Consider the following 16,240-nt stretch of genomic DNA (forward strand, 5'->3'; position numbering starts at 1 on the left):
CGCGGTCAGACTGCTGCCGCGCCGCCGACGATTTCGGAGATTTCCTGGGTGATCGCTGCCTGGCGCGCCTTGTTGTAGACGAGCTGCAGCTCACCGATCAGCTTGTTGGCGTTGTCGCTCGCCGCCTTCATCGCGACCATGCGTGCGGCATGTTCGGAGGCCACGTTTTCCAGCAGTGCCTGGTACACCAGCGATTCGATGTAACGCGTCATCACGTGCTCCAGCACGGTCGCGGCATCGGGTTCGTACAGGTAATCCCAGTCGTGGTGAGCGACCTGCTTCTCAGCTGGCGGCAGCGGCAGCAGCTGATCGAAGCTGGCCTTCTGCGTCATGGTGTTCACGAAGCGGTTGTAGACCAGGTACACGCGGTCGACCTTGCCCTCGGTGAAGGCGTCGAGCATGACCTTGATCACACCGATCAGCGATTCCAGCTTCGGCACGTCGCCGATGTGGGTCACGCTGCCGACCATGTTGACCTTGACGCGGCGGAAGAAGGTCGATGCCTTCTGGCCGATGGTCACCAGGTCCACTTCAGCACCCTTGTCCTGCCATGCCTTGGCTTCGCCCAGCATCTTGCGGAACAGGTTGTTGTTCAGGCCGCCGGCCAGACCGCGATCGGAGGAGATCACGATGAAGCCGACCCGCTTGACCTGCTCGCGCTCGACCAGGAACGGATGCTGGTAATCGGTACTGGCCTGGGCCAGGTGGCCGATCACCTGCTTCATCGCCTGCGCGTACGGACGCGAGGTCTTCATCCGATCCTGCGCCTTGCGGATCTTGGAGGCCGAGACCATTTCCAGGGCGCGCGTCACCTTGCGGGTGTTCTGCACGCTCTTGATCTTGGTTTTGATTTCGCGTCCGCTTGCCATCTCTTGTTTCCCGTGGCGCGGGGCTGATGCCCCGCGTTGTTCAACCGTTTGTCATCTGGTCCAGCGCAGCCAGCGGCTCCGCTCTACAGGACCGCGATTACCAGCTGCCGGTGGTCTTGAACTCGGCGATGCCCTTCTTGAAGGCACCTTCGATGTCGTTGTCCCAACCGCCGGTGGCGTTGACCTTGCCGATCAGCTCGCCCTGGGTGTTGGCGAAGTGGGCGTGCAGGCCCTCTTCGAACGCCAGCAGCTTGTTGACCGGCACGTCGTCGAGGTAACCCTCGTTGACGGCGTAGATCGACAGCGCCTGGTTGGCGATCGACATCGGCGCGTACTGCTTCTGCTTCATCAGCTCGGTGACGCGCTGGCCACGCTCCAGCTGCTTGCGGGTCGCTTCGTCCAGGTCCGAGGCGAACTGCGCGAACGCAGCCAGCTCACGGTACTGGGCCAGCGAGATACGGATGCCGCCCGACAGCTTCTTGATGATCTTGGTCTGGGCCGAACCACCGACGCGCGACACCGAGATACCGGCGTTCACGGCCGGGCGGATGCCGGCGTTGAACAGGTCGGTTTCCAGGAAGATCTGGCCGTCGGTGATCGAGATCACGTTGGTCGGAACGAAGGCGGACACGTCGCCGGCCTGGGTTTCGATGATCGGCAGCGCGGTCAGCGAACCGGTCTTGCCGGTGACCTTGCCTTCGGTGAACTTCTCGACGTACTCCTCGGACACGCGGGCTGCACGTTCCAGCAGGCGCGAGTGCAGGTAGAACACGTCACCCGGGTAGGCTTCACGGCCCGGCGGGCGCTTCAGCAGCAGCGAAATCTGGCGGTAGGCGACAGCCTGCTTGGACAGATCGTCGTACACGATCAGCGCGTCTTCGCCGCGGTCCATGAAGTACTCACCCATGGTGCAGCCCGAGTAGGCGCTGATGTACTGCATGGCAGCCGATTCGGAAGCGGTCGCGGCCACCACGATGGTGTGGGCCAGCGCGCCGTTCTCTTCCAGCTTGCGCACGATGTTGGCGATGGTCGAAGCCTTCTGGCCGATCGCGACGTACACGCACTTGATGCCGGTGCCCTTCTGGTTGATCACCGCGTCGATCGCCATGGCGGTCTTGCCGGTCTGGCGGTCACCGATGATCAGCTCGCGCTGGCCACGGCCGATCGGGATCATCGAGTCGACCGACTTGTAACCGGTCTGCACCGGCTGGTCGACCGACTTGCGCCAGATCACGCCCGGAGCAACGCGCTCCACCGGAGCGGTCAGGTCGGTGCCCAGCGGGCCCTTGCCGTCGATCGGCTCGCCCAGTGCGTTGACAACGCGACCCAGCAGCTCCGGACCGACCGGCACTTCCAGGATGCGGCCGGTGGTCTTGGCGACGTCACCTTCGCGCAGGTTCTCGTAGTCACCCAGGACCACGGCGCCGACCGAGTCGCGCTCCAGGTTCAGGGCCAGGGCGAAGGTGTTGTTCGGCAGTTCGATCATTTCGCCCTGCATCACGTCGGCCAGACCGAAGATGCGCACGATGCCGTCGGACACGCTGGTCACGGTGCCTTCGTTGCGCGATTCCGCGGCCAGCTTGACCTTCTCGATGCGGTTCTTGATCAGTTCGCTGATTTCGGAGGGGTTGAGCGTGGTTGCCATCGTCAAGTCCTAGTGCCGGCAGCGGGGCCGGACGTTAAATGAATTCAGTTAGCGAGCGCGGTCTGCAGACGGGCCAGCTTGCCCTTCAGCGAACCATCGATGACCACGTCGCCGGCGTCGATCACGGCGCCGCCGATCAGCGAGGCATCCACCGCGGTGGTCACTTCGACCTCGCGGTTGAAGCGCTTGCGCAGCGCAACCTTGATCGCATCCAGCTCACCGGCCGACAATTCGGCGGCCGAGGTCACGGTGGCCTTGACCACGTGTTCGGCTTCGGCGCGCAGTGCATCGAACATGCCGGAGATTTCCGGCAGCAGCGGCAGACGATGCGAGTCGGCCAGGATGGCCAGGAAGCGCGAGTAGGTCTCGCCGTGGGTCACCGGCGCCAGCAGGGCGACGGCGTCGTCACGGCCCAGCTCCGGGTTGGCGAGCAGGGCCGCCACGCGCGGGTCGGCGGCGACGTGGGCGGAGAACGCCAGGGCGTCCGACCACGGCGCGAACGCACCTTCGTCGCGCGCGGTCGCGAACGCGGCGCGGGCGTACGGGCGGGCAAGCGTGAGGGCCTGGCTCATCCTCAGATCTCCGAGGCCAGCTCGTCGAGCAGCGCCTTGTGGGCGTTGGCGTCGATTTCGCGCTTGAGCAGCTTTTCAGCACCGGTCACGGCCAGCGCGGACACCTGCTTGCGCAGATCTTCACGGGCACGGTTGGCGGCGGCGTCGATTTCAGCCTGGGCCAGTTCCTTCTGACGGTTGGCTTCGGTGATCGCTTCGTTGCGGGCAGCGTCAACGATCTGGTTGGCACGCGCGTGGGCCTGATCGATGATCTCGTTGGCCTTGGTGCGGGCTTCCTTCAGCGCTTCGTTGACCTTCTCCTGCGCCTGGGCCAGATCTTTCTGGCTGCGGTCGGCAGCAGCGAGGCCTTCAGCAATCTTCTGCTGGCGCTCTTCGATCGCGTTCATCAACGGCGGCCAGATCTTGGTCGCGATGATCCAGATCAGACCAGCGAAGGCGAGCGCCTGCGCGAGAAGGGTGAAATTGATATTCATGGTTAGCTCGATCGCTGGTTTCGGGGTGGACGCGCCGCCGTAGCGGCGCATCCGGCCTTCATCCGAAACCGGGTGCATCAGCACCCGGTCGTCTCAAACCGCTGTATCAGCCGGCCAGAGCCTTGGTGACGGCGCCAGCGAAGGCAGCCGACAGCGGGTTGGCGAAGGCCAGCAGCAGGCCCACGGCGACCGAGATGATGAACGCGGCGTCGATCAGGCCGGCGGTGATGAACATGCGGACCTGCAGGACCGGGATCAGTTCCGGCTGGCGGGCGGCCGACTCCAGGAACTTACCAGCCATGATGGCCAGACCCAGACCCGCGCCCAGCGCGGCCAGGCCGATCATGATGCCGACGGCAAGGGCGGTGGAGCTCTGAATCTGCGCGAAGTTGGTCAGGACGGCGAAGTACATGGTTATCTCCAGGAACTTAAGTTGCTAAGGGTGATGAAACGGATGAAGGTTGAAACGCGTTGAAGCTTGAAACTCAGTGAGCGTCTTCCGACAGGCTCAGGTACACGATCGACAGCATCATGAAGATGAAGGCCTGCAGCGGGATCACCAGCAGGTGGAACAGCATCCAGCCGAGGCCGAACACACCACCGGCAATGGCACCGAAGAAACCGGCACCACCCAGCACCCAGATCAGCAGGAACACGATTTCGCCGCCGAACATGTTGCCGAACAGTCGCATCGCCAGCGAGATCGGCTTGCTCAGCCACTCGACGATGTTGAGGATCAGGTTGAACGGCATCATCCACTTGCCGAACGGCGCCGTCAGGAATTCCTTGATGAAGCCGACCAGGCCCTTGGACTTCAGCGCGAAGAACAGCATCAGGAAGAACACGCTGATGGCCATGCCCAGGGTGGCATTGACGTCAGCGGTCGGCACCGGCTTCCAGTAGTGCACGCCCGCCCATTCCAGCGGCTTGGCGATGAAATCGGCCGGGATCATCTTCAGCAGATTCATCAGCAGAATCCAGAAGAAGATGGTGATGGCGATCGGCGTGACCAGCTTGCTCTTGCCGTGGTAGGTGTCCTTGGCCTGGCGGTCGACGAACTCCAGGCAGATTTCCACGAAGGCCTGCCACTTGCCCGGCACACCGGCGGTGGCCTTGCGGGTGCCCAGCCAGAACGCGACAACGACCACCAGGCCCATCAGGACCGCGGTGAGGAAGGTATCGACGTGGATATGCCAGAACATACCCTCGCCCTTGCCGACCGGAGCGGTCAGGTTCTGCAGGTGATGCTGGATGTAGCTGGTAGGGGTTAGAGCCTCGCCCGCCATGTGTCCGGAACCTTAGTTAATTGAATTCTGTCAACGCCTGGCCATCGCCAGGACCTGGAACATCAAGCCGACGGCGATACCGGCCAACAGCGCCAACGCAGGCAGCTTGAAGACCAGGAACCCCACCAGCAGGACGCCGAAAACCACGACCCACTTGGCCACGATCGCAATGATCAGGCGAGCCATCGCCGATCCTGCGGCCACCGCTCCCCCGCCCAGTGCCATCCGTGCCGCCACCCAGCCACCCGCGGAAATCGCCACACCGGACGCCAGTGCACCGAGGGCATATTTCGGACCCACCAGCAGGAAGGCCAGGGCCAGGACAGCCACTGCGGCCAGCGGGTAGACCGCGGCGCGCAGCATCAGTCGCCGACCCGCATCAACGGAGTTCAGCACAGGACGTCCCGCGTGGTTGCAAGTGAAGGGCTGAGGCGGCTACAGCAGGGGGGCCTCATCGAGCCGCCAAATTATAGCAATGGGACAATTTGCGAGACAACCGCTGCCTGTTCATCACGCGGAGGCGCAAGTTGCGGTAACGGTTACATTTTTGCGTTCCACCGGGGGGACAATGACGTCCGCGTGATGTTGCGGCACAGCATTGGACTTTGGTCGCAGGCCGCGGAACTTTCGCCGCAGCCACCGGTCCCACCTCTCGACCTGCCTGCAGCAACCTCGTCGACGCTCCGCCCCGCAGGTCCCACGATGGCCCCGAAGCCCGGCTCCGGGGCCATCTCTTTACAGGGTCGTAACAGCGCTGAACCGTACACACCCCATGGACCATACGTTCACGGATGGTGGACGGCGGCGTCCGGCACAGTGGTTTTCATTCTGATGAACCACTGCAAGGACTCTTCGATGCGCTCCGTTCCCACTCTGCTCGCCCTCTCCCTGCTCGCCGCCGGCGCTTCGTTCGCCACTGCCGCCCACGCCGCCGAAGGCGATGACCGCTTCGCGATCCGCCTGGGTGCGATGAACATCGACTCGGACAACACGATCCGCGGCAAGACCAACGTGGCAGGCCAGGACATCGCGCTGAACCAGGACTTCAAGCTGGGCGGCAAGGAATGGGAGCCGCGCATTGACGGCATGTTCCGCATCAGCAACCGCCAGCGCCTGCTGTTCAACTACTTCAAGTACGACAAGGACCGTCGCGAGACGCTGGACCAAGGCATTTCCTTCGGCGGTGAGAACGTGCCGGCCGGCAGCTTCGTGAAGGGTGAACTGAAGTACCAGGTGGCCAGCCTGGTCTACGACTACTCGGTCGTTGATACCGACACCTTCGACCTCGGCCTGCAGATCGGTGGTGAGTACGCCAAGGTCAGCACCAAGGGCTACGCCGACCTGGGCACCGTCTACGAAGGCCAGTTCCTCAACGAGAAGGCCGATGGCATCGCACCGGTGGTGGGCGCACGCATGACCTTCACCCCGTCCGAGCGCTGGATGATCACGCTGCAGGGCCAGTATCTGAATACGCGTTGGGGCAGCTTCGATGACTACAAGGGCGACCTGAGCCGCGCCAACGCCATCGTCGATTACCGCCTCACCAAGAACTTCGGCGTGTTTGCCGGCTACGACTGGTTCAAGCTGGACGTGGACAAGAAGGGCAGCGATGGCACCGTCGGTCTGAAGCAGGAATTCAAGGGCCCGGTGGCCGGCATCAGCTTCGTGTTCTGATCCCCCGCCCCTTCCACACGCTCTCTCCTGGCGCGGCCTCCGGAATATCGGGGCCGCGTTTTTTCTTTGCATCGTCGAGCAGAGAAGCAGGTTGGTCGAGCGCTGGGGGAGAGGGGGGTGCGTGCGAATGTCCCCCGGCGCCGGCCTGCGGCCGTCACCTCCTCCTTTACTTCGCACGCACCCCCCTCTCCCCCCGCGTGTCAGGCAGCCACGCCGCCTTTGCAGTGGCAGTGGCTCTACTTTCCGCAAGCCGAGCCGCTCCGCGGGTGGCGGGCGTTTCGACAAAGTAAAGGAGGAGGCGACCGCCGCAGGCGGGCGACGGGGGACATTTGTCGAAATGCCTGCCACCCGCGCAGCGGCCAAGACCCTCGCGATGTACTACCGAAGACATCCCCGCAGCCAACAAAAAAGCCCGGCTATCGCCGGGCTTTTCGTCTACATCGCGCGGGCGCCTTACTTCTTCTTCGGCATGTACAGGTCGGTGATCGTGCCGTCGTAGATTTCCGAGGCCATCGCCACCGATTCGCTCAGCGTCGGGTGGGCGTGGATGGTGTGGCCGATGTCCTCGGCTTCCGCACCCATCTCGATCGCCAGGCCGATCTCGGCCAGCAGGTCACCGGCATGCACGCCGACGATCGCACCACCGATGATGCGGTGGGTCTCTTCGTCGAAGATCAGCTTGGTGAAGCCCTCGGTACGGCCGATGCCGATCGCGCGGCCGCTGGCGGCCCACGGGAACTTGGCCACACCGACCTTCAGGCCCTTGGCCTTGGCTTCGGTCTCGGTGACGCCGACCCAGGCGATTTCCGGATTGGTGTAGGCCACCGACGGAATCACGCGGGCCACCCACTCCTTCTTGTGGCCAGCCGCCACTTCGGCAGCGAGCTTGCCCTCGTGCGTGGCCTTGTGGGCCAGCATCGGGTTGCCGACGATGTCACCGATGGCAAAGATGTGCGGCACGTTGGTGCGCATCTGGCGATCGACCGGGATGAAGCCGCGATCGGTGACCTGCACGCCGGCCTTCTCGGCATCGATCTTCCTGCCGTTCGGCGAACGGCCCACGGCCACCAGCACGCGGTCGAAGGTGCCCTGCGCCAGGGCCGGCGCCTGACCTTCCTCAGCGGCCTCGAAGGTCACGGTGATGCCCTTGGCATCGGCGGTGACGCCCGACGCCTTGGTCTTCAGATGCACCTCGATGCCCTGCTTCTTCAGGCGGTCGGCCAGCGGCTTGACCAGGTCCTTGTCGGCGCCCGGCATCAGCTGGTCCATGAACTCGACCACGGTGACCTTGCTGCCCAGCGCACCATACACGGTAGCCATTTCCAGGCCGATGATGCCGCCGCCGACGACCAGCAGCGAGCCCGGCACGTCGGCCAGTTCCAGCGCGTCGGTGGAATCCATCACGCGCTTGTCGTCCCACGGGAAGTTCGGCAGCTTCACCGCCTGCGAACCGGCAGCGATGATGCACTTCTGGAAGCGCAGCAGCTGGGTGCTGCCATCGGCCGCGGTGATTTCCAGCTCGTTGGCCGAAATGAACTTGCCCACGCCCTGCACATTGCGGACCTTGCGCTGCTTGGCCATTCCAGCCAGGCCCTTGGTCAGCTGGTTGACGACCTTTTCCTTGTACTGGCGCAGCTTGTCCAGGGTGATGGTCGGCTTGCCGAACTCGACGCCGAAATCGCCGGCGTGGGCAACCTCATCGATCACCGCTGCGGCATGCAGCAGCGCCTTGGACGGGATGCAGCCGACGTTGAGGCAGACGCCGCCGAGGCTGGCGTAGCGCTCGACGAGCACAGTATCCAGGCCGACGTCGGCGGCGCGGAAAGCGGCGGTGTAGCCGCCCGGGCCGGAGCCCAGCACGACCATTTCGCATTCGATGTCGGCGGCCTTGCCACTGGCCAGCGCCGGCTTCGGCGCTGCAGGTTCGGCCGGGGCGCGGTGCGACGGGGTCACCGGCGGCTTGCTGGCCGGCGCGGCCGCAGCCGGGGCTGGCGCAGCGGCCTTGGCCGGGGCTTCAGCGGCGCCCTCGGTCTCCAGCAGCACGACGACCGCGCCTTCGGACAGGGTGTCGCCCAGCTTGACCTTGATGTCCTTGACCACGCCGGCGGCCGAAGACGGCACTTCCAGGGTGGCCTTGTCCGATTCCAGGGTCACCAGACCCTGGTCCTTCTTCACCGTATCGCCAACGGCGACCAGCACTTCGATCACCGGTACATCGCTGTAATCGCCGATGTCGGGAACCTTGATTTCAATCGTGGCCATGGTGGGCTTTCCTCGTGCCCGGCCGGCGTGGCCGGCGGGCTGTCACTGCATCTGTTCACGCGGCCGCGCCAAGGGCAGCGGCCGCACGGTGGGGGGCGAAGCGGTGCCTTACAGCAGCACGCGGCGCATGTCGGCCAGTACCTGCGACAGGTACGTGGTGAAGCGTGCGGCCAGGGCGCCATCGATGACGCGGTGGTCGTAGCTCAGCGACAGCGGCAGCATCAGCTTCGGTGCGAATTCCTTGCCGTTCCAGACCGGCTGGATGGACGACTTGGAAACGCCGAGGATGGCCACTTCCGGTGCGTTGACGATCGGGGTGAACGCGGTGCCGCCGATGCCGCCCAGCGAGCTGATCGAGAAGCAGCCGCCGCTCATGTCGGCCGGGCCGAGCTTGCCGTCGCGTGCCTTCTTGGCCAGTTCGCCGGTTTCCTGCGCGATCTGCACCACACCCTTCTTGTCCACGTCGCGGATCACCGGCACGACCAGGCCGTTCGGAGTATCGGCAGCGAACCCGATGTTGAAGTACTTCTTCAGGGTCAGGTTCTCGCCGCTGGCATCGAGCGAGGCGTTGAACTCGGGGAACTGCTTCAGCGCCGCGGCGCTGGCCTTGATCAGGAAGGCGAGCATGGTCAGCTTGATGCCGGCCTTCTCGTTCTCCTTGTTCAGGGCCACGCGCAGGCCTTCCAGGTCGGTGATGTCGGCCTGTTCGAACTGGGTGACGTGCGGGATCATCGCCCAGTTGCGGGCCAGGTTCGCACCGGAGATCTTCTTGATACGCGACAGCGGCTGTACTTCGATCTCGCCGAACTTGCTGAAGTCGACCTTCGGCCACGGCAGCAGGTTCAGGCCACCGCCAGCGGCAACGGCGCCACCGGCAGCCGCCGGCACGCCACCGCTGAGCGCGGCCTTGACGAACTTCTGCACGTCACCCTTGGTGATGCGGCCGCCCTTCTCGGTGCCGTTGATCTGCAGCAGGTCCACGCCCAGCTCACGGGCGAACACGCGCACCGCCGGGGTGGCGTACGGCACCTTGGCCGGCAGCACGCCCTCGGCGTTGAACTGCACCGGCGGGCTGGCCGGCGAACCGGCCGACGGCGCCGCAGCGGCCGGGGTCGGGGCACTGACCTGGGCCGGAGCCGGAGCCGGAGCCGGTGCGGCAACCGCTGCCGGCGCAGCAGCCGGGGCCGGGGCCGGGGCGGCAGCGCCTTCGGCCTCGATGATGGCAACCACATCACCCTGCGACAGGCTGTCGCCCATCTTGACCTTCAGTTCCTTGACCACGCCGGCCACCGAGGACGGCACTTCCATGGTCGCCTTGTCGCTTTCCAGCGTCACCAGGCCCTGGTCCTTCTTCACCGTGTCGCCGACAGCGACCAGCACTTCAATGACCGGGATGCCGGAGTAGTCGCCGATATCCGGCACACGGGCTTCAACCGCAGCCGCACTGGCGGCCACAGCGGCCGGCGCAGCAGCGGCCGGGGCCGGGGCGCTCTGGGTGGCAGCTGCCGGGGCGGCGGCCTTGGCCGGTGCCGGTGCTGCAGCGGCCGGCGCAGCGGCTTCGCCTGCGGCCACTTCGATCAGCGCCACGACCTTGCCCTCGGACAGGCTGTCGCCGACCTTGACCTTCAGTTCCTTGACCACGCCGGCCACCGAGGACGGCACTTCCATGGTCGCCTTGTCGCTTTCCAGCGTCACCAGGCCCTGGTCCTTCTTGACCGTGTCGCCGACGGCGACAAGCACCTCGATTACCGGGATATCGCTGTAGTCACCGATATCGGGGACAAGTGCTTCCTTGATTTCGGCCATGGGGATAACTCCGGCAATCTGGTGTAGGGAAACGTCTATTGTGCGGCCAGCGGGGGCCTGCGCCAACCGTTACAGGTGTTTTCAGTACGCACGCAGCCGGGACAGGCTGTTGCCCATTGGCTGCCGACGCGACCAGTGGGTAGCGTATTGTCCGGACGATGTCCGCTTCATGTCGCCAGCGCGTCGGCCACCGGCTGCCAGGCCTGGCGCAGGCGCGGCAGCGACCACGCTGCATTGGCCGGGCTGGTGGAGGGCAGTGCCAGCACGCGCGGCGGCGTGTCCAGGCGCGGCAGTACCCAGCGCTGGAACGCGTGCAGCGCTGCGCCACCGTTGCAACCGATCAGCTCCAGCTCAGGAAGCGTGGCGATCAGTTCCGGCAGTGCATTGGGCACTTCCGTACCACGCACGATGTCCGCGTCCAGGCTGCCGCGTCGTTCGCACCGGCCGATCACATCCCACAGGCCGATGCCCTGCGAAGTCAGTGCCTGCAGTCGCTGCTCATAGGCCAGCCCTGCATCAAAGCCGCAGATTCCAGCCACAACCGGCCAGAAGCGATTGCGTGGATGCGCGTAGTAACGCTGCTCCTGCAATGACGCCACGCCCGGCATCGAGCCGAGCAGCAGCACCCTGCAATCCACATTCACCTGCGCTTGCAGGCCGATGCACAGCGTCGCGATGCTCACATCTTCTCCAACTGAATGAATGTCGCCACATGTGAAAAAGCCCATGAAAACAGGCTTTTCGCGCTGAACGCTGAACAAGGAAAACTATTTTTTAACGCGCGTCGGATTCGATTCATGTTGAGGCGACTACGGTGTGCTCGCCCCGCAACCGGGGGCCCAAAACAAGAAACATTAGGAGATACCCCCATGCGCTCCATCCGTATCCTGAGTCTCGCCCTGCTGACCTCCGCCGCGTTCGCGCCGGCCGCTTTCGCCCAGGACAGCAGCACCACCGATACCGCTTCGGGCAAGCATTTTGCCGTGGTTGGCGGCATCTCGCTGCTGCAGCCGAAGAACGACCCGATCACCGGCGTGAAGAAGACCGATGGTGGCCCGGCGCCGACCGTCAGCTTCAGCTACTACATCAACGACAACTGGGCCGTTGAGCTGTGGGGCGCTGCCGACAAGTTCGACAACAAGTTCAAGGGCCCGAACAACGCCCGCCTGGGCTCGGTCGAGCAGCAGCCGGTCGCCCTGAGCGGCCAGTACCACTTCGGCCAGGCTGACAACGTGTTCCGTCCGTTCGTGGGCGTCGGCTACTACCAGTCCAGCTTCAGCAACGAGAAGCTGGGCAACGGCGCTGACACCGACATCCGCTTCAAGGATGCCAAGGGCGTGATCGGCACCGTCGGCGTCGACATGAACATCAACTCCACCTGGTTCGCCCGTGCCGACGCCCGCTACATGCGCGCCCGCCCGGACATCAAGGTCGGCGGCGAGACGATCGGCGAAGCCAAGATGGATCCGTGGACCGTCGGCTTCGGCATCGGCGCCCGCTTCTGATCCAGGCAGCACCGCTTCAATGATGCAACGCGACGGGCCCTTCGGGGCCCGTCGTCGTTTCCGTCACCGGCGTTCTGTAGAGTCGAGCCTGCTCGACTGATTTGCCGATGGTCGAGCAGGCTCGACTCTACAGACAGGAGGCGGAGGCGCGATGGACGAAGTCGACCTGCTGGTGATCGGTGGCGGCATCAATGGCGCCGGCATCGCCCGTGATGCCAGCGGCCGCGGACTGCGCGTGCTGCTGTGCGAACAGCATGACCTGGCCGCGCACACCTCCAGTGCCAGCAGCAAACTGATCCATGGCGGCCTGCGCTATCTGGAACAGGGCGACGTCGGCCTGGTACGCAAGGCTCTCGGCGAACGAGAGGTGGTACGCCGGCAGGCGCCCCATCTGGTCCACCCACTGCGCTTCGTCCTGCCCTGGGAGCCGCATCTGCGCCCGCGCTGGATGCTGCGCATGGGGCTGTGGCTGTATGACCACCTGGGCCGACGCAGCGCGGCGTTCCCGGCGTCGCACGCGCTGGACCTGCAGCGTGATCCGCTCGGCGGCTGGCTCTCGCCGACACTGCGGCAGGCCTTCAGCTATGCCGATGCGCAGGTCGACGATGCACGCCTGGTACTGCTCAACGCACTGGATGCCGCGCAACGCGGCGCGCAGGTGCGGGTACGCAGCCGCTGCACCGATCTGCGCGCCGCGCAGGGCCGCTGGCAGGCCGTGCTGGAATCCGATGACGGCCAGTCGCACCACGTGAATGCGCGCGCAGTCGCCAATGCAGCTGGCCCTTGGGCCGGCGGCCTGTTGGAACGGATGCAGGCGCGCAGCGGCGGCCCCGCCCTGCGCCTGGTGCAGGGCAGCCACATCGTGCTGCGCCGGCCCTGGCCTGATGACAGCGCCTGCCTGCTGCAACAGCCTGACGGCCGCGTGGTGTTCCTGCTGCCGTTCGCCCACGACCATCTGCTGGTCGGCACCACCGACACCGACTATCGCGGCGACCCGGCACGCTGCAGCGTGCTGCCTTCCGAGGTGACCTACCTGTGCGAGGCCGCCAACCGTTACCTGCGTGAACCCATCGCCGCGGACGATGTGATCTGGCAGTTTGCTGGCGTACGTCCACTGCTGGCCGACCCCGACCCGTGCGCGGCAAAGCTGAGCCGCGATTACCGCCTGCAGCTGCAGGGGGCCCCGGCACCGGCGCTGCATGTGCTGGGCGGCAAGCTGACCACGTACCGGGTGCTGGCCGAGGAAGCACTGGACCTGCTGCGCCCTGCCCTGCCGCAGATGGGCCCGGCGTGGACGGCAAGCGGTGACCCGCTGCCGGGCAGCGACTGGGGCGATGCCGCGCAGGCGTGCTCGCGGTTGCGGGTACTGGCACCCTGGTTGCCTGCGGAAATCGCACGACGCTGGGCCGAGACCTACGGCAGCCGCAGCGCGGGGCTGCTGCACGGTATGCAGGGCATGGACGATCTGGGTGAAGACTTCGGCGGCGGCCTGCATGTGCGTGAAGTGGCGTTCCTGCGCGAGCACGAGTGGGCGCATGACGCCGACGATGTCCTGTGGCGACGCAGCAAGCTGGGCCTGCGGCTGGAGCCTTCGCAGGTGGCGCGGCTGCAGGCGTGGATGTCGCAACGGTAGCGCCGGGCCATGCCCGGCGGTTCGCGGCGACGCCGGGCATGGCCCGGCGCTACTGATGCTTTAGGATTTCCCCATCGCTACCGGAGACGCTGCATGACGCCCCGCTACGTGCTGGCCATCGACCAGGGCACCACCAGTTCGCGCGCGATCCTGTTCGACCGGGCCGGCGACATCGTGGGCAGCGCGCAGCGCGAGTTCGCGCAGATCTTCCCGCAGCCCGGCTGGGTCGAGCATGACCCGCGCGAAATCCTCACCAGCGTCTACGCCACCCTGACCGAGCTGCTCAGCCGTGGGCAGATCGACCCGCGTCATATCGCCGCGCTGGGCATCACCAACCAGCGCGAGACCACCGTGGTCTGGGATCGCACTACCGGCCAGCCGATCCACAACGCCATCGTCTGGCAGTCGCGGCAAAGCCACGCCATCTGCGAGCGGCTGAAATCCGAAGGGCATGACGCCCTGGTCCGCGAACGGACCGGCCTGCTGATCGACGCCTATTTCTCCGCGACCAAGATCCGCTGGATCCTCGACCACGTGGAAGGCGCGCAGCAGCGTGCCGAGCGCGGCGAACTGCTGTTCGGCACCATCGACAGCTGGCTGGTGTGGAACCTCAGCGGCGGCCAGGCGCATGTGACCGACTACAGCAACGCCGCGCGCACGCTGCTGTTCAACATCCACACACTGGACTGGGATGACGATCTGCTGGCGCTGCTGGATATCCCGCGCGCGATGCTGCCGCAGGTGCGCGATTCCAGTGCGGTGTATGCGCACACGCGACCGCAGTTTTTCTTCGACCACCCGATCCCGATCGCTGGTATCGCCGGTGACCAGCAGGCCGCACTGTTCGGCCAGGCCTGCTTCCAGCCCGGCATGGTCAAGAACACCTATGGCACCGGCTGCTTCATGCTCATGCATACCGGCGCGCAGGCGGTACGTTCGCGCAACGGCCTGCTGACCACCATCGCCTGGGGCCTGGACGGGCGCGTGGAGTACGCGCTGGAGGGCTCGATCTTCATCGCCGGCTCGGTGGTGCAGTGGCTGCGCGATGGACTGGGCATGATCGGGCGTGCCAGCGACAGCCAGGCGCTGGCCGCGCAGGTGCCCGACAGCGGCGGCGTGTATCTGGTGCCGGCCTTCGTCGGCCTGGGCGCACCGTATTGGCGCAGCGATGTGCGCGGTGCGATGTTCGGCCTGACCCGGGGCACCCGCAAGGCACACTTCGTGCGCGCGGCACTGGAAGCGATGGCCTACCAGACCCGCGACGTGCTCGATGCGATGCAGACCGATGCGGGCATCGCACTGACCGAACTGCGCGCCGACGGCGGCGCGATCGGCAATGACTTCCTGGCCGGTTTCCAGGCCGACATCCTCGGTGTCCCCTTGCTGCGGCCGCGACTGACCGAAACCACCGCGCTGGGCGCGGCCTATCTGGCGGGGCTCGCCGTGGGCTTCTGGACCAGCCGCGAGCAGATCGCCGCGCAATGGGGCCTGGACCAGCGCTTCGAGCCGCAGATGGACGTGGCCCGGCGCGAGACGCTGTATGCGGGGTGGCAGCAGGCCGTGGCCGCCACCCTCGCCTTCCACGTCGATTGAGGGTAGTGCCGGCCGCTGGCCGGCAACCCCATGATCTCTGGCGGCGTTTGCAGATTGCCGGCCAGCGGCCGGCACTACCGCACGGCCAGAACGTCCGCAGCCCGGATCAGAACGCCGGCAGCACCGCGCCCTTGTACTTGGTTTCGATGAAGGTCTTCACCTGCGGGCTGGTCAGGGCCTTGGCCAGCTTCTGCACGCGGGCGTCGTCCTTGTTGTCAGGGCGCGCCACCAGGAAGTTCACGTACGGCGAATCCTTGCTCTCGATCGCCAGTGCGTCCTGGGTCGGGTTGAGGCCGGCATCCAGCGCATAGTTGGTGTTGATCAGCGCCAGGTCGACCTGGTCCAGCACGCGCGGCAGCATCGCCGAGTCCAGCTCGCGGAACTTCAGGTTCTTCGGGTTGGCGATGATGTCACGCTGGGTCGCCAGCGCATTGGTCGGATCCTTCAGCTCGATCACGCCGGCCTTGTGCAGCAGGATCAGCGCGCGGCTGTTGTTGCTCGGGTCGTTCGGGATCACCACGTCGGCGCCTTCGCGCAGCTCGGCCAGCGACTTGATCTTGCGCGAGTACGCACCGAACGGCTCGATGTGCACCCCGACCACCTTCACCAGGTCGGTCTTGCGGTCGCGGTTGTAGGCATCCAGGTACGGCTCGGTCTGGAAGTAGTTGGCGTCTACCTGCTTCTGCACCAGCTGGTCGTTGGGCTGCACGTAGTCATTGAATACGCGCACGTCCAGGTCCACGCCCTCCTGCTTGAGGATCGGCTTGACCACCTCGAGGATCTCGGCGTGCGGCACGGCCGTGGCGGCCACCACCAGCTTCTGCGAGGGCTCACCGGACTTGCCGCAGGCGGTCAGGGCCAGCGCAGCGGCGAGCAGGGGCAGCAACAGGGTCTTCTTCATGGGGGAAAAGGGTCTCTCGGG

The 16,240-nt window shown here is 65.6% G+C and carries 15 protein-coding genes; 4 read left to right on the plus strand and 11 right to left on the minus strand.

Annotated features, from left to right (window positions below; genetic code table 11):
* Positions 1 to 5: 5 nt before the first annotated feature.
* From atpG to ABH900_RS03810, 7 genes are all read right to left on the minus strand, one after another.
* On the minus strand, positions 6 to 869 hold the full coding sequence (gene atpG / locus ABH900_RS03780; RefSeq protein ID WP_049435859.1) for a F0F1 ATP synthase subunit gamma: 864 nt from the start codon (positions 867 to 869) through the stop codon (positions 6 to 8).
* 97 nt (positions 870 to 966) lie between these two features.
* Positions 967 to 2,514, minus strand: a complete 1,548-nt coding sequence (atpA, locus tag ABH900_RS03785; RefSeq protein WP_429621457.1) for a F0F1 ATP synthase subunit alpha — start codon at positions 2,512 to 2,514, stop codon at positions 967 to 969.
* 44 nt (positions 2,515 to 2,558) lie between these two features.
* A complete protein-coding gene (locus ABH900_RS03790) occupies positions 2,559 to 3,086 on the minus strand; it encodes a F0F1 ATP synthase subunit delta (protein WP_197605859.1) in 528 nt (175 codons plus the stop codon).
* 2 nt (positions 3,087 to 3,088) lie between these two features.
* Positions 3,089 to 3,559, minus strand: a complete 471-nt coding sequence (locus ABH900_RS03795) for a F0F1 ATP synthase subunit B (RefSeq protein ID WP_429621979.1) — start codon at positions 3,557 to 3,559, stop codon at positions 3,089 to 3,091.
* A gap of 106 nt (positions 3,560 to 3,665) precedes the next feature.
* Positions 3,666 to 3,971 carry a F0F1 ATP synthase subunit C gene (gene atpE, locus ABH900_RS03800; protein ID WP_005411133.1) on the minus strand — a complete coding sequence of 102 codons (306 nt, stop codon included), beginning with the start codon at positions 3,969 to 3,971 and terminating at the stop codon, positions 3,666 to 3,668.
* Positions 3,972 to 4,044: 73 nt separating this feature from the next.
* The gene (gene atpB / locus ABH900_RS03805; protein WP_429621460.1) at positions 4,045 to 4,845 is read right to left on the minus strand and encodes a F0F1 ATP synthase subunit A; all 801 of its coding nucleotides are present in this window, start codon (positions 4,843 to 4,845) and stop codon (positions 4,045 to 4,047) included.
* Between the two features lie 30 nt (positions 4,846 to 4,875).
* Positions 4,876 to 5,241, minus strand: a complete 366-nt coding sequence (locus ABH900_RS03810) for a hypothetical protein (protein WP_014648497.1) — start codon at positions 5,239 to 5,241, stop codon at positions 4,876 to 4,878.
* A 459-nt stretch (positions 5,242 to 5,700) separates the two neighbouring features.
* Here ABH900_RS03810 and ABH900_RS03815 point away from each other — a divergent pair, with 459 nt between their 5' ends.
* A complete protein-coding gene (locus ABH900_RS03815) occupies positions 5,701 to 6,519 on the plus strand; it encodes a hypothetical protein (protein ID WP_429621462.1) in 819 nt (272 codons plus the stop codon).
* A gap of 453 nt (positions 6,520 to 6,972) precedes the next feature.
* Here the strand turns inward: ABH900_RS03815 and lpdA are convergent, their stop codons facing one another.
* The 3 genes from lpdA to ABH900_RS03830 form a co-directional block, all read right to left on the minus strand.
* Positions 6,973 to 8,781, minus strand: a complete 1,809-nt coding sequence (lpdA, locus tag ABH900_RS03820) for a dihydrolipoyl dehydrogenase (RefSeq protein ID WP_429621464.1) — start codon at positions 8,779 to 8,781, stop codon at positions 6,973 to 6,975.
* A gap of 108 nt (positions 8,782 to 8,889) precedes the next feature.
* A complete protein-coding gene (gene aceF, locus ABH900_RS03825; RefSeq protein WP_429621466.1) occupies positions 8,890 to 10,587 on the minus strand; it encodes a dihydrolipoyllysine-residue acetyltransferase in 1,698 nt (565 codons plus the stop codon).
* Positions 10,588 to 10,754: 167 nt separating this feature from the next.
* Positions 10,755 to 11,270, minus strand: a complete 516-nt coding sequence (locus tag ABH900_RS03830; protein ID WP_429621468.1) for a DNA-deoxyinosine glycosylase — start codon at positions 11,268 to 11,270, stop codon at positions 10,755 to 10,757.
* A 186-nt stretch (positions 11,271 to 11,456) separates the two neighbouring features.
* Between ABH900_RS03830 and ABH900_RS03835 the strand changes: the two genes are divergently transcribed.
* The 3 genes from ABH900_RS03835 to glpK all read left to right on the plus strand — a co-directional run bounded on the left by ABH900_RS03835 (position 11,457) and on the right by glpK (position 15,318).
* On the plus strand, positions 11,457 to 12,092 hold the full coding sequence (locus ABH900_RS03835) for an OmpW/AlkL family protein (RefSeq protein ID WP_429621470.1): 636 nt from the start codon (positions 11,457 to 11,459) through the stop codon (positions 12,090 to 12,092).
* Between the two features lie 151 nt (positions 12,093 to 12,243).
* The gene (gene glpD, locus ABH900_RS03840; RefSeq protein WP_429621472.1) at positions 12,244 to 13,725 is read left to right on the plus strand and encodes a glycerol-3-phosphate dehydrogenase; all 1,482 of its coding nucleotides are present in this window, start codon (positions 12,244 to 12,246) and stop codon (positions 13,723 to 13,725) included.
* A gap of 93 nt (positions 13,726 to 13,818) precedes the next feature.
* Positions 13,819 to 15,318, plus strand: coding sequence for a glycerol kinase GlpK (gene glpK, locus ABH900_RS03845; RefSeq protein ID WP_429621474.1), 1,500 nt, complete (start codon positions 13,819 to 13,821; stop codon positions 15,316 to 15,318).
* A 106-nt stretch (positions 15,319 to 15,424) separates the two neighbouring features.
* On the opposite strand, the gene ABH900_RS03850 is transcribed toward glpK, so the two are convergent.
* The gene (locus tag ABH900_RS03850) at positions 15,425 to 16,219 is read right to left on the minus strand and encodes a MetQ/NlpA family ABC transporter substrate-binding protein (RefSeq protein WP_429621476.1); all 795 of its coding nucleotides are present in this window, start codon (positions 16,217 to 16,219) and stop codon (positions 15,425 to 15,427) included.
* Positions 16,220 to 16,240 lie beyond the last annotated feature (21 nt).

Source organism: Stenotrophomonas sp. AN71, from assembly GCF_050435725.1.
Lineage (GTDB): Bacteria > Pseudomonadota > Gammaproteobacteria > Xanthomonadales > Xanthomonadaceae > Stenotrophomonas.

Excerpts from the sequence above, each read along its gene's own strand:
- ABH900_RS03835 (WP_429621470.1), top strand. The coding sequence starts at position 11,457 with ATGCGCTCCATCCGTATCCTGAGTCTCGCCCTGCTGACCTCCGCCGCG.
- atpE (WP_005411133.1), bottom strand. The coding sequence starts at position 3,971 with ATGTACTTCGCCGTCCTGACCAACTTCGCGCAGATTCAGAGCTCCACC.
- atpG (WP_049435859.1), bottom strand. The coding sequence starts at position 869 with ATGGCAAGCGGACGCGAAATCAAAACCAAGATCAAGAGCGTGCAGAAC.
- glpD (WP_429621472.1), top strand. The coding sequence starts at position 12,244 with ATGGACGAAGTCGACCTGCTGGTGATCGGTGGCGGCATCAATGGCGCC.
- atpB (WP_429621460.1), bottom strand. The coding sequence starts at position 4,845 with ATGGCGGGCGAGGCTCTAACCCCTACCAGCTACATCCAGCATCACCTG.
- ABH900_RS03815 (WP_429621462.1), top strand. The coding sequence starts at position 5,701 with ATGCGCTCCGTTCCCACTCTGCTCGCCCTCTCCCTGCTCGCCGCCGGC.
- atpA (WP_429621457.1), bottom strand. The coding sequence starts at position 2,514 with ATGGCAACCACGCTCAACCCCTCCGAAATCAGCGAACTGATCAAGAAC.
- glpK (WP_429621474.1), top strand. The coding sequence starts at position 13,819 with ATGACGCCCCGCTACGTGCTGGCCATCGACCAGGGCACCACCAGTTCG.
- ABH900_RS03795 (WP_429621979.1), bottom strand. The coding sequence starts at position 3,559 with ATGAATATCAATTTCACCCTTCTCGCGCAGGCGCTCGCCTTCGCTGGT.
- ABH900_RS03790 (WP_197605859.1), bottom strand. The coding sequence starts at position 3,086 with ATGAGCCAGGCCCTCACGCTTGCCCGCCCGTACGCCCGCGCCGCGTTC.
- lpdA (WP_429621464.1), bottom strand. The coding sequence starts at position 8,781 with ATGGCCACGATTGAAATCAAGGTTCCCGACATCGGCGATTACAGCGAT.
- ABH900_RS03850 (WP_429621476.1), bottom strand. The coding sequence starts at position 16,219 with ATGAAGAAGACCCTGTTGCTGCCCCTGCTCGCCGCTGCGCTGGCCCTG.
- aceF (WP_429621466.1), bottom strand. The coding sequence starts at position 10,587 with ATGGCCGAAATCAAGGAAGCACTTGTCCCCGATATCGGTGACTACAGC.